Raw genomic sequence first — 19,377 nt, forward strand, 5'->3', positions numbered from 1 at the left:
ACATGATCTACCAACCCAGCGTGGCCGGCACCACCAGCGCCCGGTGGTCGGACAGCGGCAGCCGGACCGCCTCGGCCGGCCCGGTCGCGCTGACCGGCCCGCGGACCAGCACGTGGTCCAGCTGCCGTGCGGGGCGCCCCGCGGGGAACGTCGGCACCGACGCGATCGGGGTCAGCCCACTGGTGCGCGCCGCCTTCCGGCGCTCCATGTTCAGGTCGCCCATGAGCACCAGCGGTTCCCGGGTCCCCGCCAGGGAGCTCACCAGCCGGCGCAGCTGCGAGCCGTTCCAGCCGGGGATGAACGACAGGTGCGTGTTGCAGACGGTGAACTGCCCGTGCGGGCCGTCGAGGACGGCGGCGACCGCCACCCGCGGCTCGTCCCGCGCCAGGAACGGCCGCCGGCTCTGCGGTGACCACAGCGGCACGCTGGCCCGCAGCGCGGGCAGCCGCACCACCCGCCAGGAGACGACCGGGTAGCGGGAGAGCAGCGCGATCCCGTAGCTGGCCGAGCCCGGCTGCTCCTCACCGGTCGCGGCCATCCAGGTGCCGCCCGGCGTGCCCGACAGCGCCGCCACGAACTGCGAGTCGACCGCGCCCATCGCCTCCGCGGCGACGGCGGTCAGGTCGGCGCCCAACGAGCGGGGCTGGTCGCGGTCGACCTCCTGCAGGCCCAGTACGTCGGCGTCCAGGGTCTTCACCGCCGCGGCGAGCCGGTCGACGTCGACCCGCCCGTCGTCGAGGGACCGGCCGTGCAGGATGTTGAAGGTCGCGATGCGCACGGGCCTGCAGTGCCCGGGGCGGGGGCGGATACACGGTGCGTATCGCGCCGGGAGCGGGTAGCAGCCTCCCGTGCCGAGCCTGCCGACCGTCGACGACCTCCGCGAGAACGTCCGCGACCTCCTCAAGCGCACCGCGGTCGCGCTCAAGCAGGGCGACGTCCCCTTCGCCCTCTGCGGGGGGTACGCCGCCTACGTGCGCGGCGCCCCCGAACCCGACCACGACGCCGACTTCCTCGTCCCCGCCGCCCAGGCGGAGCGCGCGGCCAAGGCCCTCGCCGACGCCGGCCTCCAGGTCGTCGACCCGGCCGAGGACTGGTTGCTCAAGGTGGTGCGCGACGACGTTTTCGTCGACGTGCTGTGGCGGACCTGCGGCCGGCCGGTGGAGACCGACCTGGTCGACCGCGCCGACGTGCTGCCCGTGCTGTCGGTGCAGATGCCGGTCCTGGCCGCCACCGACATCGTGGTCACCAAGCTGATGGCGCTCGACGAGCACTACTGCGACTTCGGCCGGATGCTGCCGGTCGCCCGGGCGCTGCGCGAGCAGGTCGACTGGCCGCTGGTGGCGCGGGAGGTCGCCGGCAACGACTTCGCGGTGGTCTTCCTGGAACTGCTCCGGCGGCTCGACGTGGTGCCCTAGCCTGGGTGGCAGCATCTTCCAGCGAGAACTGAGGGATCGAACGTGCCCACCGGGAAAGTGAAGTGGTTCAACGCGGAGAAGGGTTTCGGCTTCCTCGCTCGCGAGGACGGGCCGGACGTCTTCGTGCCACAAGGACGCGCTCCCCGCCGGCACGGACGAGCTCAAGCCGGGGCAGCGGGTGGAGTTCGGCATCGTCGCCGGCCGCCGCGGTGACCAGGCGCTGCAGGTCCGCATGCTCGACCCGCTGCCGTCGGTGGCCGCCACGGTCGCGGCCAAGAGCCGGAAGAAGCCCGACGAGCTGGTCCCGATCATCGAGGACCTGATCAAGCTGCTCGACGACGTCGGCGAGGGGCTCCGGCACGGCCGGCACCCCGACCGGGCCGAGTCGCGCAAGATCGGCTCGGTGCTGCGCGCCGTCGCCGGCGACCTGGAGGCCTGACCCGCCGTCAGCCCTCCGGCGGCGCCTCGGACGACGGGGCGTCGCCGAGGTCGCCCCCGGCGCGGATGACGCCGACGGGCCACGCCCGCGACCACTCGCCGCAGGCGCCGCCCTTGTCCTCCACCACCAGCAGGTAGAACGCCTTCGGGAGATCGGCGGAGCTCTCGAGGACGGTGAAACGGTCCTCGCCCTCGGGCGCCGGGATCGCCTCCATGAGCACCGTGTCCAGCTTCACGTCGAACACCTGGACGGCCCAGCCGCGCTCGGCGACGGAGCCGGGCACGGTGATCGTGATGTCGTTGTCCGGCGCCACCTCGACCACGGGTGGCTCGGTCTGGTAGCGCACCTTCTCGCCGTCGTCGCACCCCTGCGTCGCCGAGGCGGTGACGTCGACGGCGCCGACCTCGACGCGCACCTGGCCGGGGCCCTCCTCCTCGCTCGCGCAACCGGCCAGCAGCAGCGCGGCGACGGGCAGCAGCGCGGTCGTCCGTCTCAGGTCCACGGGGTTCCCATCGGGGTCGTCGGGTCGTCGGGGGCGGCGGGCGCGGGGGAGCGGCGCCGGCCGCCCAGGAGGCTCCACACCACGAGGCCGACGGCGAGCACCAGGATCGCCGCGGCGACGGAGAAGCCGATCCAGCCGGTCGTCGGCAGCACGATCGCCAGCCCGCCGCCGGCCACCCAGGCCAGCTGCAGCACCGTCTCGGACCGGGCGAAGGCCGATGCGCGCAGGTTCTCGGGTACCTCGCGCTGGATGATCGCGTCCAGCGCGACCTTGCCGATGGCGTTCGCGACCGCGGCGACCCCGGCGACCAGCACGGCCATCCCGAAGCCGTAGAAGACCGCGGCCAGCACGGTGACCGCCGCCGCGGAGACCGCCGCGACCAGCACCACGCGGTCGGGGGTGGCGGTGCCCAGTCGCGAGCCCGCGGCGGTGCCGAGGAAGCTGCCGGCACCGGCCGCGACGGCCACCCCGCCCAGGGCCAGGGTCGCGGTCCAGCCGTCGGCGAACTCGGCCTGCACGAGGAACGCCATGAAGATCGTGAGGAAGCCGGTCAGCCCGCGCAGCGCCGCGGTCGCGCGCAGCGCCAGCACGACGTGCGGGCTCACCCGGGTGCGGCGGCCCCCGGCGACCGGGATCTCCGCGGTGCTGAACACGTCCGCGGGCTGCTCGCCCGCCGGGACGTCGACGTGCTGCGGCAGCCGGACGGCGAGCACGGCCGCGGCCGCGAACACCGCCGAGGTGACCCACAGCTCCGGTTCGAAGCCGACCGCCCACGCGACCGCGGCGCCGATCCCACCGGCCACCCCGGAGGTGGCCAGGCCGAACACCGACAGCCGCGCGTTCGCCGAGGTCAGCGTCAGCGCCGGCGGCAGCACCCGGGGGACGACGGCGGCGCGCAGCACGTTGTGCGCCTTCGACAGCACCAGCACGCCCAGGGCGGCCGGGTAGAGCAGCAGGTCGTCGTAGTGGGCGGCCATGAACAGCGCCAGCACTGCACGGCCCCCGAGGCTGCCGGCCAGCGCCCACCGGCGGCCGCGCTGCAGCTTGTCCAGCAGGGGGCCGATGACCGGCGCGAGCACCGCGAACGGCGCCATCGTGACCAGCAGGTACAGCGCCACGTTGCCGCGCTGGGCGTCGGACGCGGCGGCGAAGAACAGGGTGCCGGCCAGCGAGACGGCGATCAGCGCGTCCCCGGCCATGTGCAGCGCGTTCACCCACAGCAGCTGGCTCAGCCCGCTGGCCTCCGCGCCGTCGGCCCGGCTGGCCGCCTGCACCCGGCGGGCGGCCGCGCGGGACAGCTCGCGGCTGCGCGAGAGGGCGACGCGGGTGACCGTGACGCGGGGCTGCGCCGGGCCGGCGCCCCCGGCCGCGGGCATCGGCGTCGTCGGCGGGCGGTGCAGCGGGGTGGTGTCGGCCCGGTCCGGCGGCGGGGGCACCGGACGGCGGGAGGCGGGCACGCCCCCATGGTGCCGCACCCCGGCTGCCGGGCGGCCCGACGGCTCGCGACGTCGGCGGCGTGCGGAGGGTCCGCCGACCACGGGGCGGCGTCCTCAGGGATGATGGGCCCGTGCCCGATCCCTCCGCCTCCCGGCCCGTGTCCTCCCTCCCCGCCGTCCTGACGGAGGCGGCGGCGGTCGAGCAGGCCCGTGCGGCGGCGGCGGAGACCGCCGGCGACCCCCAGCTGGTCGGTGAGCACCTCGGCATCGAGCCGGAGATCGCCCGCCCCGCGACCGACGAGGTGGCCCCCGAGGCCCTCGGCGCGACCGCGACGCACACCTTCGCCAGCCGCCTGCCCGGCTACGTCGGCTGGCACTGGGCGGTGACGCTGGCGGCGGTGCCCGGCGGGGACACCGTGACCGTGGACGAGGTCGTGCTGCTCCCCGGCGAGCAGGCGCTGCTCGCCCCGGCCTGGGTGCCGTGGCACGAGCGGCTGCGCCCCGGCGACCTCTCGGTCGGCGACGTGCTGCCCTCCACCGAGGACGACCCGCGCCTGGTGCCGGCCTACACCGCGGACGACGACTCCGCCGACGACCCCGAGGGCAGCATCGTCGCCTCCGAGCTGGGCCTGGGCCGCGAGCGCGTGATGTCGGCCGAGGGGCGCGCCGAGGCCGTCACCCGCTGGGGCGACGGCGACTTCGGCCCCGCCTCGGCGATGGCCCGCTCGGCCCCCGGCCCCTGCGTCACCTGCGGGTTCTGGCTGCCGCTGGCCGGATCGCTGCGGCAGCGGGTCGGCGCCTGCGGCAACGCCTACGCCCCCGCCGACGGCCGGGTCGTCACCGCCGACTACGGCTGCGGCGCGCACAGCCAGGCGACGCTGGTGGTCGCCGACCGCAGCGAGGTCGTGCACACCGCCCGCTACGACACGGGCACCTACGACGTCCTGACGGACTAGCCGCCTCGGGGGCCCACTCGCGACGGCATCAACGCTTGATCTGCCCCTGCCAGCGCATGATCGCCAGGCCCAGGACGGCGAGGCCGATGGCGGCGACGCAGGTCCAGGTCCACATCCGGTCGACGCGATCGCCCAGGAGCAGCACGACGACGAGGGCCACCGCCCACAGCGCGATCCCGGCGAGGACCACGCGCGCGGTGTCCACCTGCAGCGGGGGAGGGGCCTGCTTCGTCGGCGTCGGCACGCCCCGACTCTAGGGCGGCGCGACGCGCCGGACGACGCCGCCCGCGGCCCGACATCGCCCCGAAACGATCATGTGGCACGCTGTCGCCGCTCGACGCCGCCGCACGCTCCGGGAGTACAGACCATGGCCGACCAGCCCCGCTCGACCACGGGTGGCACACCCGCGGACGTCGTCGCGGACGCGCCCGCCGCACCGCACCGCAGCGAGGGCCCGCGCGGGAAGCCGAAGAACGGCGTGGACCGCTACTTCGAGATCACCGCCCGGCGCTCCACGGTCGCCCGCGAGGTCCGCGGTGGCTTCACCACCTTCTTCACGATGGCCTACATCGTGGTGCTCAACCCGATCATCCTGTCCGGGTTCGACGTCTCGGGCAACGAGCTCCCCTTCGCCTCGGTCGCCGCGGTCACCGCGCTGATCGCCGGCGCGATGACGATCCTCATGGGCGTCGTCGGCAGGTACCCCTTCGCGCTCGCGACGGGCCTGGGCATCAACGCCATCGTCGCGGTCTACGCCTCGACCCAGCTGTCCTGGCCCGAGATCATGGGTCTGGTCGTCCTCGAGGGCCTGCTCATCACGGTGCTGGTGCTCACCGGCTTCCGCCGTGCGGTCTTCGAGGCCATCCCCGCGCAGCTGAAGACGGCGATCGCCGTCGGCATCGGCTTCTTCCTCACGATCATCGGCCTGGCCGACGCCGGCATCATCGAGGGCGGCCAGGGCACCCCGATCAGCTTCGGCATCGGCGGCCAGCTCGCCGGCTGGCCGATGCTCGTCTTCGTCGTCGGCCTGCTGCTCAGCGCCGTCCTCGTCGTCCGCAAGGTCAAGGGCGCGCTGCTCATCGGCATCGTCGCCACGACCGTGCTCGCGATCATCGTCGAGGCGATCGCGGAGGTCGGCCCCACGTTCCTGGACGACGGCTCGGTCAACGCCCGCGGCTGGCAGCTGCAGGTGCCCGAGCTGCCCGACGACGTCGTCAGCAGCCCCGACCTCTCGCTGCTCGGCAACTTCTCGCTGTTCGGCGGCTTCGAGCGCATCGGCATCATCGCCGCGCTGCTCATCGTCTTCTCGATCATGATCGCGGACTTCTTCGACACCGTCGGCACCGTGACCGCCGTCGGCGCCGAGGGCGAGATGCTCGACGAGAAGGGCAACCTGCCCAAGTCGCAGCCGGTCCTGCTCGTCGACTCGATCGCCGCGGCCGCCGGTGGTGCGGGCAGCGTCTCGTCGAACACGACCTACATCGAGAGCACCGCCGGTGTCGCCGACGGCGCCCGCACCGGCCTGGCCAGCGTCGTCACCGGTGTGCTGTTCCTGGTGGCCATGCTCTTCACGCCGCTGGTCGAGATGGTGCCCTCGGAGGCTGCCGCGCCCGCCCTGGTCATCGTCGGCGCGCTGATGATCACCCAGATCCGGAACCTCGTCTGGGACGACATGTCCCTGGTCATCCCGGCCTTCCTGACCATCGCGCTCATGCCGTTCACCTACTCGATCACCAACGGCATCGGCGCCGGCGTCATCACCTTCGTGCTGCTCCGCGTCGCGACCGGCCGGACCCGCGAGGTGCACCCGCTGATGTGGGTGATCACGGCGCTGTTCGTCGTCTACTTCGCGCTCGAGCCGATCCAGCAGATCGTCTGATCCCGGACGTCCCAGGGGCCCGTCACCGGTTCGCCGGTGGCGGGCCCCTCTGCGTCCCGGCGGGGGAACAGTTAGTGAGGTACGCTAACTATGTGACCCGGACCACCCTCGACACCGCGGCGCTCGCGCACGACCTGCGGCTGGGGGTGATGCGGCTGGCCCGCCGGCTGCGCAGCCAGCGGGTGGACACCACCGTCACCCTCACTCAGCTCTCGGCCCTGTCGACGCTCAAGCGGCACGGCCCCATGAGCGCCGGGGAGCTCGCCGCCCACGAGAGGGTGCAGCCGCCGTCGATGACGCGGGTCGTCGGGGCGCTCGAGGCGATGGGGCTGGTCACCCGCACCCCGCACCCGACCGACGGCCGGCAGGTCGTCATCGGGCTGGCCGCCCCCGCGCAGGAGCTGCTCGCCGCCGAGGGGCGGGCCCGGGAGGCGTGGTTGTCCGGCCGCCTCCAGGAGCTGAGCCCGGAGAAGCGGGCGGCGCTCCGCGAGGCCGCCGCGATCATGGACGAGCTGGCCGCCGGATGAGCACCACGGACACCGACGAGAGCACCGACCGGCCGGTGGCGGCCGAGAAGCCCGCCGGCGGCGGCATGTTCCGCGCGCTGCGGGTGCCCAACTACCGCCGCTACGCCTCGGCCAACCTGGTCAGCCAGACCGGCACCTGGATGCAGCGGATCGGCCAGGACTGGCTGGTGCTGCAGCTCACCGACGACAGCGGCGTCGCGCTCGGCCTGATCACCGCCCTCCAGTTCGCCCCCACGGTGCTGCTCAGCCCCTACGGCGGGCTGCTCGCCGACCGGTACCCCAAGCGCCGGCTGCTCCAGATCTCGCAGGCCGTCATGGGGCTGCTCGCCCTGGTCCTCGCCGTCCTGGTGGTCACCGACGCGGTCGCCCTGTGGCACGTCTTCGTGCTGGCCAGCGGGCTCGGCGCCGCCGCGGCGATCGACGCCCCCGTCCGGCAGGCGTTCGTCTCGGAGATGGTCGGGCCCGAGCTGCTGACCAACGCGGTCAGCCTCAACTCGACGATCTTCAACGGTGCCCGGCTGGTCGGCCCGTCGGTGGCCGGCGTGCTCATCGGCGCGGCGTCGGGGAACACCGCACCGGCCTTCTTCATCAACGCGGCCAGCTTCGGCTTCACCATCCTCGCGCTGGGCTCCATGCGCGCCGATCAGCTGAGACCCAGCGCCCCCGTGGCGCGGGGAAAGGGGCAGCTGCGCGCCGGGGCGGCCTACGCCTGGGCGCACCGCGACCTCGTGCTGGCGATGGCGCTGGCCTTCGTCGTCGGTACCTTCGGGTTCAACTACCAGATCACCATCGCCCTGATGGCCCGCGCGGAGTTCGGCCTGGGCGCCGAGGCGTTCGGCCTGCTCGCCACGGTCTTCGCCGTCGGCTCGCTCAGCGGCGCGCTGCTGTCCACCAGGCGCAGCCGCCGGCCGCGGGTGCGGTTCCTCATCGGCTCGGCGCTGGTCTTCGGCGTGCTCACCGTCATCACCGGCCTGATGCCCGGCCACGTGGCCTTCGGGGTGCTGCTGGTGCCCACCGGCGCGGCGGCGCTGGTCTTCAGCGTCGCCAACAACAGCTTCGTGCAGCTGGGCGTCGACCCGCAGATGCGCGGCCGGGTCATGGCGCTGTACTTCATGTGCTTCATGGGCGGGACGCCGATCGGCGCGCCGCTGATCGGTGTGGTCGGCGAGCACCTCGGCCCGCGCTGGGGGCTGCTGCTCGGCGGCGGGATCGTCGTCGTGGCCGCGGCCCTCGCCGGGGCGCTGCTCGCGCGCGGCCGGTCGGTGCGGCTGGAGCGACGGCCCGAGCGGCCGTGGCTTCGGCTGCAGGTGGGGGAGCGCGCCGTCCGGCCCCCGGTGGGCTGATCCCGGGGGTACGGTGCGCACCGTCCGCCCGATTCGGTCCGGAGATGCCATGACCGGCTCGCTCGTCCTCCTGGGACTCCCGTTCGCCGCGCTGTGCGCCGTCGTGGTCGGGTTCGGCCCCGCCGAGAGGTGGCTGGCCGAGCGCTCGGCCCGGCGACGCGCCCGCCGGCTCCCACCCCTGGACCGCCGCCCCGTGCAGGTGGTCGCCGCCGACGTCCGCCGGCTGCTCCGCCGGCTGGCGCTCGTTCCCGCGGGTGCGCCGATGGCGCGGCGGCGGGCGCTGCAGGCGGCCTGCGACGACGTGCTGATCGAGGCGGCCGGGATGCTCGGCGTCCCGCACGCCCTGGACGCCGAGCCCGACGGGCCCGGGCGCGAGGCCGAGCGGCTCCGGCTGCTGGCGGCGCTCGAGGCGGCCGGGCTGGCGGTGCGGGGCTGACGCGGGCGGATCCGGCCCGGGTGTTCTTCTCAGTCGACCCGCCCGAGGTCGCGCGCACCCACCTGCTCCGGGCGCTGGACCCGCTGCGCGAGCTCCCCGGCGCCCCGCGCTGGACCCCGCCCGAGCGCTGGCACCTGACCCTGCTGTTCCTCGGCGCCGTGCCCCGCGACGTGCTGCCCGCGCTCGCCGCCGGAGCGGCACCCCTGGTGGCCGCCGCGCCGCCGCTGCACCTCCGGCTGGCGGGCGCGGGGCGGTTCGGCAGCGCCCGCCGTCCGCAGGTGGCGTGGGCCGGGCTGGCCGGGGACGTCGGCCCGCTCACCGCCCTCGCCGACCGGCTGGCCGACCTCGCCCGCGGCCTCGGCCTGCCGGTCGAGGACCGGCCGTTCCGGCCGCACCTCACCCTGGGCCGGTGGCGCCCCCGGCAGCCGGCCGACGGCGCGCTCCCCGACCGGCTGGCCGGGTACCGCGGGCCCGTCTGGCCGGCTCCCGAGGTGCTACTGCTGGAGAGCCGGCTCGGCCCGGCGCCCACCTACGAGCGTCACCAGGCGTACTCCATCGGCGCGGCCTTGTAGCCGGGGAAGATCTCGTCGAGGCGGGCCAGCTGGTCGTCGGCGAGCGTCAGGTCCAGCGCCGTGAGCGCGCCCTCGAACTGCGCCATCGTGCGCGGGCCGATGATCGGCGCGGTCACCGCCTCCTGGTGCAGCAGCCATGCGACGCCGACGTCGGCCGGTGCGGCGCCGATCTCGCGGCAGAACGCCTCGTACTGCTCCAGCTGCGGCCGCAGCTTCGCCACCCGCTTCTGGGTGCGCTCGTCGGCGCGCCGGCCCTCCTCGGCCTTCTCCAGGACGCCGGCGAGCAGGCCACCGGCCAGCGGGCTCCACGGGATGATGCCGACGCCGTAGTGCGCCGCGGCCGGCAGCACCTCGAGCTCGACGTGCCGGGTGAGCAGGTTGTAGTGCGACTGCTCGCTGACCAGGCCCTGGAAGTGCCGGCGGGCGGCGGCCTCGTTGGCCGCGGCGATCTGCCAGGCGGCGTGGTTGGAGGAGCCGACGTAGAGCACCTTGCCCTGCGCGACCAGCGTCTCGCAGGCCTGCCAGATCTCCTCCCACCGGCGTGCGGACGTCGGCGTGGTGGAACTGGTAGAGGTCGATCCAGTCGGTCTGCAGCCGGCGCAGCGAGGCGTCGCACGCCCGCACGATGTTGCGCGCGGAGAGGAAGGTGTCGTTCGGCCAGTCGGACATGCTCCCGTAGACCTTGGTGGCCAGGACGGTCTTCTCGCGGCGCTGCCCGCCCTGGGCGAACCAGCTGCCGACGACCTCCTCGGTGCGGCCCTTGCCGGCCTCGCCGCCGTAGACGTTCGCGGTGTCGAAGAAGTTCACGCCCTCGGCCAGGGCTCGGTCCATGATCTCGTGCGATGCGGACTCCGGAGTCCGCGAGCCGAAGTTCATCGTGCCGAGGCACAGACGGGACACGGACAGGCCGCTGCGGCCGAGGTGCTCGTACTCCATGACGAGCACCCTGGCAGTCTGTGATGCGTGCCGCACACTGACGACGCCTCGCCGACCTACGACTTCGACACCGCCACCGCCGTGCGGCGGGGCGACGGGGGAGGCCTCGTCGCCGACCTCGACCAGACCTGGCAGGTCGGTGGCGGCATCCTGAACGGCGGCTACCTGCTGTCGGTGGCCGCCCGCGCCGCGATCGAGGAGAGCCCGCACCCGCACCCCGTGGCGGTGGCGGCGAGCTACCTCCGCCCGACGCCCGCGGGCGAGGCCACCCTGGAGGTCACCCCGGGCGCGGCCGGCCGCACGCTGGCGCACTCGGTGGTCACCCTCTCCGGCTCGGGCGCCGGCCCGTCGATCGTCGTCCAGGCGACCACGGCCACGCTGACCGACGACACCCCGGAGTACTTCTCCGCGCCGGCGCCGTCCATCCCGCCGCCGGACGAGTGCGTGGACCTCTCCGCCCGGCTCCAGCCCGACCGCAGCAAGCGGCCCGGCCTGAGCCGGCACATCGACACCCGGCTGGACCCCGCCACCGCGGGCTGGACGGTCGGGGAGCCCGGCGACGAGCCGCTGCTGCGCGCCTGGATCCGCTTCGTCGACGAGCGCCCCGCCGACCCGGTCTCGCTGCTGACCTTCGCCGACGTGCTCCCGCCGCTGGGCTTCTCCATCGGCCAGAAGGGCTGGGCGCCGACGGTGCAGCTCCAGGTGCTGGTGCGCGGCGTGCCGGCGCCGGGCTGGTGCCTCGCCGAGACCCGCGCCGTGCAGATCGCCGGCGGCTGGATCGACGAGGACTGCACGATCTGGGACTCCGAGGGCAAGCTCGTCGCCCAGGCCCGGCAGCTCGCCCGCCTCGCCCGCGGCCACTGACTCAGGCCGGCAGCGCCACCTCGCCGGTGAGGTAGCGCTGCACGGTGGGGCCGATCGCGGCCACGAGGGCGTCGGGGGTGGCGGTGGCCAGCGGCTCGAGCTGGAGCACGTAGCGCCCCATCACCAGCCCGATGAGCTGGCCGGCGACGAGCGCGCCGCGCACCTCGGCCTCCCGCGGGGGCACCTCCAGGGTGCCCACGACCCGGCGGACCACCTGGGTCACCAGGAACTCGCGGAGCAGCTTCGCGCCCCACTCGCTGGCGACCGCCGAGCGCACCAGGGCGAGGCCGGCGGGCTGCATCGGGCCGTCCCAGACGGTCAGCAGCGTGCGGACGACGCCGGCACCGAGCTGGTCCCGCCCGCCGGCCAGCACGCCGGGCAGCAGGTCGGCGGGGTCGGCGGGCGCCTCGACCGCGGCCAGGAAGAGCTGCTCCTTGCTGCCGAAGTAGTGGTGCACCAGCGCCGGGTCCACCTCCGCGGCGGCGGCGATGCCGCGGATCGTCGCGCCGTCGAAGCCGCGCTCGGCGAACGCGGTGCGCGCCGCGGCCAGCACCGCCTCGCGGGTTCCGCTGGTCCCTGGCCGCCGGCCGGGGCGCCGGCCCGGCCGCCCGGCGCGGCCGGTGCTCCCGCCGCTCAGCTGGTCCTCCTGCGCAGGGTGCCGGCCGCCAGGGCCAGTGCGAGCACCGCCGCGCCGGCCACGACGGCGAGGTCGAGCCACATCGTGCCGGTGGGGTCGGGGGAGCGGCCGACCTCCTGCAGCGCGTCGACGGCGTAGGTCAGGGGCAGCACGTCGCTGACCGCCTGCAGCCACCCGTCCATCTGCTCGCGCGGCACGAGCAGGCCGCACAGGAAGAACTGCGGCAGCACGATCACCGGCATGAACTGCACGGCCTGGAACTCGCTGCGCGCGAAGGCGCTGGCCAGCAGGCCGAGGGCCACCCCGAGGACGGCGCCGACGACCGCGATGAGGACGACGAGGGCGAGCGGTCCGGCCACCGACAGGTCGTAGACCGTCGCCGCCACGGTGACGGTGAGCAGCGCCTGCACGGCAGCGGCCAGGCCGAACGCGGCGCCGTAACCCGCCAGCAGGGCCGGCCGGGACAGCGGCGTGGTGAGCAGCCGCTCGAGCGTGCCCGAGGTCCGCTCGCGGAGCATCGCGATGCTGGTCACGAGGAACATGACGACGAAGGGGAAGATGCCGAGCATCGTCAGCCCGACCCGGTCGAAGATGCCGGGTCTGCCCGGGCGGCGCCGGCACGTCCGCCCAGAGCAGGTAGAGCAGGCCCAGCAGCAGGCTGGGCACGAGCAGCAGCATCGCGATCGTCCGCGGGTCGTGCCGCAGCTGGCGCAGCACCCGGCCCGCGGTCGCGGCGATCACGACGCCACCCGCTCGGAGTCGCGGACCAGGGTGAGGAACGCCTCCTCGAGGTCCTGCGAGCGGCCGTCGGCCCGCAGCCGCGCGGGCGTGGTGTCGGCGAGCAGGTCGCCGCCGCGGAGCAGCAGCAGCCGGTCGCAGCGCGCGGCCTCCTCCATGACGTGGCTGGAGACGACGAGCGTCGTCCCGGCAGAGGCCAGCGCGGCGAAGCGGGCCCACAGCTCGACGCGCAGCACCGGGTCCAGCCCGACGGTCGGCTCGTCGAGCACCAGCAGCTCGGGGTCCCCGACCAGTGCGCAGGCCAGCGAGGCGCGGCCGCGCTGCCCGCCGGAGAGGTCCACGACGAGCTGGTGCGCGGCGTCGGCGAGCCCCACGTCGACGACCGCCGCGTCGGCCTCGCGGGCACCGCGGCCGTGCAGGGCGGCGAAGTAGCGGACGTTCTCCCGCACGGTGAGGTCGGCGTAGACGCTGGGGGCCTGGGTGACGTAGCCGACCCGGCTGCGCAGGCCGGGGGAGCCGGCCGGTTCGCCGAGCACGGTCACCTCGCCGGAGCGGACCACCTGCACCCCGACGACGGCCCGCATGAGCGTGGTCTTGCCGCTCCCGCTGGGGCCGAGCAGGCCGGTCACCTGGCCCGGCGGAACGGTGAACCCCAGTCCGTGCAGCACGCGGCGGCGGCCGCGGTCGACCACCAGGTCCCGGACGACGACGGCGTCCATGGCAGCTCCCGACAACTCAACGGCTGATGAACTCAACGCTAGATGAGTTATCGCGGGAGCGTCAATGGGGCAGGATCACGCGGTGCCCGAACCCGTCGTCATCACCGATCCGGCCGACCCGCGGGTGGCCGACTTCCGCGACCTCAAGGCGGGGGACCGGCCGGCGGGCGCGTCGCGGGGCACCGCGCCGGTGATCGTGGAGGGCGTCGCCGCGATCGAGCGGCTGCTCATCTCGCCCTACCCGGTCCGTTCCGTGTTCGGGGTCGCCGGCCGGGTCGAGGCGTTCGACGTGCCCGAGGGCGTGCCGGTCTACGTCGCCGACAAGTGGGTGCTGTCGGAGGTCATCGGCTTCCGGCTGACCCGAGGCGCCCTGGCCGCGGCCGACCGGTTGCCCGCACCCGACCTCGGCGACCTGCTCGCCGGTCCGGATCCGGCAGCGCCGCGCCGGCTGGCCGTCCTCGAGGGGCTCAACGACCACGAGAACCTGGGCTCGATCGCCCGCTCGGCCGTGGCGCTCGGCGTGGAGGGCCTGCTCCTGGACCCGCGGTGCGCCGATCCGCTCTACCGCCGCTCGGTGCGGGTCTCGATGGGGCACGTCCTGACGCTGCCGTTCGCCGTCCTGCCCGACTGGCCGGCAGGCCTGGACCGGCTGCACGACGCCGGGTACCTGACGGTGGCCCTCACCCCGGCCGCGGACGCCGTCGACCTCGACGAGGTGGACCCGCGCGCGCACCCGCGCACCGCGGTGCTGCTCGGCGCGGAGGGGCCGGGGCTCACCCCCGAGGCGCAGCAGGCCGCCCGGGTGCGCGCCCGCATCCCGATGCGCTCCGGCGTCGACTCCCTGGGCGTCGCCGCCGCGGCTGCTATCGCCTTCGCGACCCTCAGAAGCGCAGGCTGAAGCGGGCGAGGATCTCGCGGGCCTGCTCGGCGTGCGGCGGGGTGCACATGACGTCGTAGCGGCCGGCGACGATCCGGCTGGTGCTGGTGAAGTCGCGCTTGCCCTGGGTGGCGGCGTAACCCATCCACCCGAACAGCGCGCCGAACACGACCCCGACCAGCAGCCCGGTGAGCACCGCACCGATCCAGCCGGCGCCGTCCTCGGAGAAGATGCCGAGCAGCAGCCCGACGAACAGGCCCCACCAGCGCGCGCCGCCGGCCGCACCCGCCGCGATCGCGCGGCCGGTGGTGAGCCGGCCGAGCACCTGCTCGACCTGGCGCAGGTCCGAGCCGATGATCGTCACGTTCTCGACGGGGAACTTCTCGTCCGAGAGGTGGTCGACGGCGGCCTGCGCGCGCTCGTAGGTGTCGTAGGAACCGACCTGGACGCCGCCCAGCGGCATCGACACGGAAGCACTCATGCCAGGAGAACGGCCCGCTCCGGCCCGCTGTTCCGCTCAGACCAGGCTGTCGGCCCACGCGCGGTGCAGCGCCGCGAACCGGCCGGGCCCGGCGACGAGCTCGGCGGGGGTGCCGTCCTCGACGATCCGGCCGCCCTCCATGACCAGCACGCGGTCGGCGATCTCCACCGTCGAGAGCCGGTGGGCGATGATCAGCGCCGTCCGGTCGGCCAGCAGCGTGCGCAGGGCGTGCTGCACCAGCCGCTCGCTCGGGACGTCGAGCGAGCTGGTCGCCTCGTCGAGGACGAGCACCGCGGGATCGGCCAGGAACGCCCGGGCGAAGCTGACCAGCTGCCGCTGCCCGGCGGAGAGCCGGCCGCCGCGCTTGTCCACCTCGGTGTCGTAGCCGTCGGGCAGGGCGGCGATGAAGGAGTGCGCGCCGATGGCCCGGGCGGCCGCCTCGATCTGCGCGCGGTCGGCGCCGGGCCGGCCGAAGGCGATGTTGTCGGCGACCGAACCGGAGAACAGGAAGCTCTCCTGGGTCACCATCACGACCGCCCGCCGCATGTCGGCGTCGGCCAGCCGGGTCAGGGGGACGCCGTCCAGCCGCACCTCGCCCTCGACCGGGTCGTAGAACCGGGCGGCCAGCCGGGCGAGCGTGGACTTCCCCGCGCCGGTGGTGCCGACCAGCGCGACCGTGCGGCCCGGCTCCAGCGTGAGCGCCAGGCCGGGCAGCACCGTGCTGCCGCCGTAGCCGAAGCGGACGTCGTCGAAGACCAGCTCGCCGGCCGCGGCGGGCAGCGGCACCGGGTCCACCGGCTCCGGCACGGTGGGCCGCTCCTCGAGCACCCCGGAGAGCTTCTCCAGCGCCGCGGTGGCCGACTGGTAGCTGTTGTAGAACATCGCGATGTCCTGCAGCGGGTCGAAGAACCGGCGCAGGTAGAGCAGGAAGGAGACCAGCGTCCCGACCGCCAGGGCGCCGTCCATCACGCGGAGCGCCCCGTAGCCGAGGACGGCGACGGTGACCAGGTTGCCGATCAGCGTCACCGCCGGCACGAAGACCGCGATCAACCAGAAGGCGCGGTGGTGCGCCTGCCGGTTGTCGTCGTTGAGCGCGGCGTACAGCTCGTCGTTGCGCGGCTCGCGGCCGAACGCCTGCACCGCCCGGATGCCGCCGAAGGTCTCGGTGAACTGGACGATGAGCGCGGCGATCGTCTCGCGGGTGCGCCGGTAGGCGGCGGTGGAGTTGCGCTGGAACCAGCGGGCCACCCAGAACAGCGCCGGGAAGCCGAGCAGGGCGGTGAGGCCCAGCGGCACGTCGAGCACGACCAGCACGATGCCGATGCCGAGCACGCTGAACAGCGCGGTGACCAGCCCGTCCAGGCCCTCGTCGAGCAGCTCGGCCAGCGCCTCGACATCGCTGGTCAGCCGGCTGATCGTCCGGCCCGAGGTGTACCGCTCGTGGAAGGACAGCGGCAGCGCCTGCACGTGGGTGAACACCCGTCGGCGCAGGGTCAGCAGCACCTCCTGGCCCACCCGTCCGGAGCCGGTGAGGAAGGCGAAGCGCAGCAGCGTGTCGGCGGCGGCCGCCAGCACCATCGCGGCGGTGATCCACACGAGCGGCCCGGCGTCGCCGTCGAGCAGGGCGGGCACGGCGACGTCGATGCCCACGCCGACGAGCAGCGGCCCGGCCAGCCACGCGGCGTTCTGGGCGACGACGGTGACCAGCAGCCACCACAGCGCCCGCCGGTGCGGCCGCAGCAGCTCGCCGAGCAGCCGCCGCGAGCGGGCGCGCAGGAAGACCCCGGCGCCCGGGGGCAGCTCGTCGGCGTCCTCGGTGGCGACGCCGCGCCAGCTCTGGTCGCTCACGGCCGTGCCTCCGCCAGGTCGCTGCCCTGCGCCAGCAGGTCGCGGTAGGCCGGCTCGGTGGCCAGCAGCTCCGAGTGCGTGCCGACGGCGGCGATCCGGCCGCCGGCGAGCAGGGCGACCCGGTCGGCGAGCAGCACCGTCGAGGGCCGGTGCGCCACCACCAGCGCGGTGGTGCCGGCCAGCACCTCGCGCAGCGCGGCCTCCACCAGCGCCTCGGTGTGCACGTCGAGAGCCGACAGCGGGTCGTCCAGGACCAGCACCGACGGCCGGCCCAGGACGGCGCGGGCCAGCGCCAGCCGCTGCCGCTGGCCGCCGGACAACGACAGCCCCTGCTCCCCGATGCGGGTGTCCAGGCCCCACGGCAGGTCGTGCACGAAACCGGCCTGCGCCACCCCCACCGCCTCGGCGAGCTCGGCGTCGGTCGCGTCCCGGCGGCCGAGGGTCAGGTTCTCCCGGACGCTCATGGAGAACAGCGTCGCCTCCTCGAAGGCGACCGAGACGACCGAGCGCAGCTGGGCCAGCGGGAGGTCGCGCACGTCGACCCCGTCGAGGGTGACCCGGCCGGCGGTGACGTCGTGCAGCCTCCCGACCAGCGACGTCAGCGTCGTCTTGCCCGACCCGGTCGCCCCGACCAGCGCCACGGTCTCGCCCGGCTCGAGGACGAGGTCGACGCCGGCGAGCACCGGCCGGTCGGATCCGGGGTGGGCGAAGCCGACGCCCTCGAAGGCCAGCCGGGCGGGCGCGCCGACGGGCTGCGGCGCGACGCCCGGGCGGTCGGTGACGGTCAGCGGCTCGTCGAGCAGCTCGCCGATGCGGTCGCAGGCGCTGGCGGTCTCCTGGGCGAAGGCGAACAGGAAGCCCAGCGACAGGATCGGCCACAGCAGCACGGTGAACAGCGCGACGAAGGCGACCAGGCCGCCGACGGTCAGGGCGCCGCTGCTCACCGCGAGCGCGCCGCCGACCAGGATGAGCGCCAGGTTCAGCTGCGGGTGCAGCTCGAAGACGCACCACAGCAGCGCCAGGGTGCGCACCTTGTCCAGCTCCAGCCGGCGCAGCCGCCGCGCCTTGGCGTCGTAGCGGTCGAAGACCAGCCCCCGGCGGCCGAGCGACTTGATCACCCGGATGCCCTGCACCGCCTCCTCGACGTCGGTGGCCAGCTCGCCCTGCTCGTCCTGCACGCGGCGGGACTGCACGTTGTAGCGCCGCTCCCACCGCAGGCCGAGCGCGGTGAGCGGGACGGTGGTGAGGAGCACCGCCAGGCCCAGCGGCCAGTAGGTGACCAGCAGCAGCACCGCCACGACGACGCAGGTGATCAGGTTGACCGCGAGGAAGACCGCGGCGAACCCGACGAAGCGGCGCACGGTGGACATGTCGCTGGTGGCCCGCGACAGCAGCTGGCCCGAGGGCCAGCGGTCGTGGAAGGAGACCGGCAGCCGCTGGAGGCGCTCGTACAGGGCGCTGCGCAGGTCGCGCTCGATTTGCAGGCAGCTGCGGTTCATCGACCAGCGGCGGAGGAAGAACAGACCCGCTTCCGCGACCCCGAACACCAGCGCCAGCCCGAGCAGCGGGACCAGCGCGGCGCGGTCGCCGTCGGCGATCGGCCCGTCGACGACGGCGGCGGTGATCAGCGGGACGGCGAGCTGGGCGAGGGTGGCGAGCAGCGCCGCGCCGAAGGTCAGCGCCATCAGCCCCCGGTAGCGCCGGGCGTAGGGCCACAGCCGCAGGAGGGCGGAGAGCCGGCCGTGGTCGTCGGGTGCGGGGGCGGCGTCCATGGGGGATCGAGGCTAGGCCCGACCTCCGACAGGAGCGACCGACTTACCGGACGCCGGCGCTCAGCGGTTGCGGCGGACCCCGAAGACGATGTCCTCCCACGCCGGGATGCGGGCGCGGGGGTCGTCGGAGTCGAGGTCCTCGCCGGGGCGGCCGAGGACGACGGTGTCGTGGTCGGCGATCTCGTCGAGGAAGGAGTCCACCGCGCGGGCGTCGTCGGGGGAGCCGCTGGCCGGGTGCACGTCGCGCACGTGGGCGTCGTCGTCCACCGGCGCGGAGGGCTGCTCCTCGCGCACGACGGCGACCGGCCGGGCCGGCTGCGCCGGGGCCGGCGGGGGACCGGCCGGGACGTCGGGGACGACGCGCACCAGGCGGGTGCCCTCGGCGAAGTCGGTCGTCCCGGCGTCGAGGGGGGCGACCGTGCGGGAGGGCAGGTCGAACGTCCACCGCGCGGTCCCGGACTTCTCGCCGGCCCGCCACTCGCCGGTGACCACCCAGGCACCGGTGTCGCTGCGGTAGGCGTCCCAGGTGACGGCGTCGACGTCGGTGTCGATCAGCCGCAGTCGCTCGGCCATGAACTGCTGCAGCGTGCTGCCCGGGGTGCTCTCGCTGAGCCGGACCCGCGCCTCGCGCGCCTGCTCGGCCACCCGCTCGCGCTCCTGGAGCACGGGGTGGGCGAAACGCATGATCCGCTCGACCCGCGCGCCGGTGGCGGCCGCGACCTGCTCGGGCGTCTCGCCGGCGCGGATGCGGGACTGGATCACCCGCGGCGGCAGCTCGGTGCCGAGGTCGACGTCGATCTGGGTGAGCCGGCGGGAGTCCCCGCGGGCGGCGGCGCGGAGGCGGTCGTCCACCGGCACGGCGAAGCGCTCCTCGCCGTCCTCGGTGTCGGCGACCAGCACCAGGCTCGAGCCGTCGTCGGAGAGCCCCACGAGGCGCAGCGTGCGCACGGGCGACCTCCTGCAAGGCATGAGCGGCTGGGCTCCGGAGAGAGACCGGACC

General features: G+C 74.9%; 20 protein-coding genes and 2 pseudogenes. 10 read left to right on the top strand and 12 right to left on the bottom strand.

Annotated features, from left to right (window positions below):
- Positions 1-7 precede the first annotated feature (7 nt).
- The gene (locus tag JKP75_RS02095; RefSeq protein WP_200489379.1) at positions 8-778 is read right to left on the bottom strand and encodes an endonuclease/exonuclease/phosphatase family protein; all 771 of its coding nucleotides are present in this window, start codon (positions 776-778) and stop codon (positions 8-10) included.
- Between the two features lie 70 nt (positions 779-848).
- Between JKP75_RS02095 and JKP75_RS02100 the strand changes: the two genes are divergently transcribed.
- The gene (locus tag JKP75_RS02100; protein WP_309229439.1) at positions 849-1,415 is read left to right on the top strand and encodes a hypothetical protein; all 567 of its coding nucleotides are present in this window, start codon (positions 849-851) and stop codon (positions 1,413-1,415) included.
- A gap of 42 nt (positions 1,416-1,457) precedes the next feature.
- A pseudogene (locus JKP75_RS20165) lies at positions 1,458-1,644 on the top strand (cold-shock protein); the annotation flags it as partial.
- A 217-nt stretch (positions 1,645-1,861) separates the two neighbouring features.
- Here JKP75_RS20165 and JKP75_RS02110 read toward each other — a convergent pair.
- Both JKP75_RS02110 and JKP75_RS02115 read right to left on the bottom strand, forming a co-directional pair.
- Positions 1,862-2,356, bottom strand: a complete 495-nt coding sequence (locus JKP75_RS02110; RefSeq protein WP_309229440.1) for a DUF2771 domain-containing protein — start codon at positions 2,354-2,356, stop codon at positions 1,862-1,864.
- Complete coding sequence (locus JKP75_RS02115) at positions 2,347-3,813, bottom strand: MFS transporter (RefSeq protein ID WP_309229441.1); 1,467 nt, start codon at positions 3,811-3,813, stop codon at positions 2,347-2,349. Before JKP75_RS02115 ends, JKP75_RS02110 begins: the two co-directional genes overlap by 10 nt.
- Before the next feature lie 110 nt (positions 3,814-3,923).
- Here JKP75_RS02115 and JKP75_RS02120 point away from each other — a divergent pair, with 110 nt between their 5' ends.
- Complete coding sequence (locus JKP75_RS02120; protein WP_200489378.1) at positions 3,924-4,748, top strand: DUF3027 domain-containing protein; 825 nt, start codon at positions 3,924-3,926, stop codon at positions 4,746-4,748.
- A gap of 28 nt (positions 4,749-4,776) precedes the next feature.
- Here JKP75_RS02120 and JKP75_RS02125 read toward each other — a convergent pair whose 3' ends face one another.
- Complete coding sequence (locus JKP75_RS02125) at positions 4,777-4,992, bottom strand: DUF2530 domain-containing protein (protein ID WP_200489377.1); 216 nt, start codon at positions 4,990-4,992, stop codon at positions 4,777-4,779.
- 123 nt (positions 4,993-5,115) lie between these two features.
- On the opposite strand from JKP75_RS02125, the gene JKP75_RS02130 reads away from it, so the two are divergent.
- The 5 genes from JKP75_RS02130 (at position 5,116) to thpR (ending at position 9,505) form a co-directional block, all read left to right on the top strand.
- On the top strand, positions 5,116-6,627 hold the full coding sequence (locus JKP75_RS02130) for an NCS2 family permease (RefSeq protein WP_200489376.1): 1,512 nt from the start codon (positions 5,116-5,118) through the stop codon (positions 6,625-6,627).
- Positions 6,628-6,719: 92 nt separating this feature from the next.
- A complete protein-coding gene (locus JKP75_RS02135; protein WP_309229442.1) occupies positions 6,720-7,154 on the top strand; it encodes a MarR family transcriptional regulator in 435 nt (144 codons plus the stop codon).
- Positions 7,151-8,497 (top strand): MFS transporter, encoded by a 1,347-nt coding sequence (locus JKP75_RS02140; RefSeq protein WP_242472740.1) that lies wholly within the window; start codon positions 7,151-7,153, stop codon positions 8,495-8,497. The genes JKP75_RS02135 and JKP75_RS02140 overlap by 4 nt, the downstream gene beginning before the upstream one ends.
- A gap of 49 nt (positions 8,498-8,546) precedes the next feature.
- Positions 8,547-8,933, top strand: coding sequence for a hypothetical protein (locus JKP75_RS02145; RefSeq protein WP_200491433.1), 387 nt, complete (start codon positions 8,547-8,549; stop codon positions 8,931-8,933).
- A gap of 20 nt (positions 8,934-8,953) precedes the next feature.
- Positions 8,954-9,505, top strand: a complete 552-nt coding sequence (gene thpR / locus JKP75_RS02150; RefSeq protein WP_309229443.1) for an RNA 2',3'-cyclic phosphodiesterase — start codon at positions 8,954-8,956, stop codon at positions 9,503-9,505.
- Here the strand turns inward: thpR and JKP75_RS24285 are convergent.
- A pseudogene (locus JKP75_RS24285) lies at positions 9,472-10,441 on the bottom strand (aldo/keto reductase). The gene thpR and the pseudogene JKP75_RS24285 sit on opposite strands and share 34 nt — an antisense overlap.
- Positions 10,442-10,468: 27 nt before the next feature.
- Here JKP75_RS24285 and JKP75_RS02160 point away from each other — a divergent pair.
- A complete protein-coding gene (locus tag JKP75_RS02160; protein ID WP_200492726.1) occupies positions 10,469-11,305 on the top strand; it encodes a thioesterase family protein in 837 nt (278 codons plus the stop codon).
- 1 nt (position 11,306) lies between these two features.
- Here JKP75_RS02160 and JKP75_RS02165 read toward each other — a convergent pair whose 3' ends face one another.
- The 3 genes from JKP75_RS02165 to JKP75_RS02175 form a co-directional block, all read right to left on the bottom strand.
- On the bottom strand, positions 11,307-11,858 hold the full coding sequence (locus JKP75_RS02165; protein ID WP_200489374.1) for a TetR family transcriptional regulator: 552 nt from the start codon (positions 11,856-11,858) through the stop codon (positions 11,307-11,309).
- Positions 11,859-11,938: 80 nt separating this feature from the next.
- Positions 11,939-12,511, bottom strand: a complete 573-nt coding sequence (locus JKP75_RS02170) for an ABC transporter permease (RefSeq protein WP_242472742.1) — start codon at positions 12,509-12,511, stop codon at positions 11,939-11,941.
- 168 nt (positions 12,512-12,679) lie between these two features.
- Positions 12,680-13,399 (bottom strand): ABC transporter ATP-binding protein, encoded by a 720-nt coding sequence (locus JKP75_RS02175; protein ID WP_200489373.1) that lies wholly within the window; start codon positions 13,397-13,399, stop codon positions 12,680-12,682.
- Between the two features lie 82 nt (positions 13,400-13,481).
- Between JKP75_RS02175 and JKP75_RS02180 the strand changes: the two genes are divergently transcribed.
- On the top strand, positions 13,482-14,297 hold the full coding sequence (locus JKP75_RS02180; RefSeq protein WP_200489372.1) for an RNA methyltransferase: 816 nt from the start codon (positions 13,482-13,484) through the stop codon (positions 14,295-14,297).
- On the opposite strand, the gene JKP75_RS02185 is transcribed toward JKP75_RS02180, so the two are convergent.
- Genes JKP75_RS02185 through sepH form a run of 4 tightly spaced genes read right to left on the bottom strand, consistent with a single transcriptional unit; the run spans position 14,281 to position 19,325 of the window.
- Positions 14,281-14,757: a general stress protein gene (locus JKP75_RS02185; RefSeq protein WP_200492727.1), complete on the bottom strand. Its 477-nt coding sequence runs from the start codon at positions 14,755-14,757 to the stop codon at positions 14,281-14,283. The genes JKP75_RS02180 and JKP75_RS02185 overlap by 17 nt on opposite strands.
- A gap of 36 nt (positions 14,758-14,793) precedes the next feature.
- Entirely contained in the window at positions 14,794-16,605 is a 1,812-nt protein-coding gene (locus tag JKP75_RS02190; protein ID WP_200492728.1) for an ABC transporter ATP-binding protein, read from the bottom strand.
- Positions 16,602-18,377: an ABC transporter ATP-binding protein gene (locus JKP75_RS02195; RefSeq protein ID WP_200489370.1), complete on the bottom strand. Its 1,776-nt coding sequence runs from the start codon at positions 18,375-18,377 to the stop codon at positions 16,602-16,604. Before JKP75_RS02195 ends, JKP75_RS02190 begins: the two co-directional genes overlap by 4 nt.
- 60 nt (positions 18,378-18,437) lie before the next feature.
- On the bottom strand, positions 18,438-19,325 hold the full coding sequence (gene sepH / locus JKP75_RS02200; RefSeq protein ID WP_200489369.1) for a septation protein SepH: 888 nt from the start codon (positions 19,323-19,325) through the stop codon (positions 18,438-18,440).
- Between the last annotated feature and the right edge of the window lie 52 nt (positions 19,326-19,377).

This window comes from Blastococcus sp. TML/M2B, assembly GCF_016612865.1.
Lineage (GTDB): Bacteria > Actinomycetota > Actinomycetes > Mycobacteriales > Geodermatophilaceae > Blastococcus.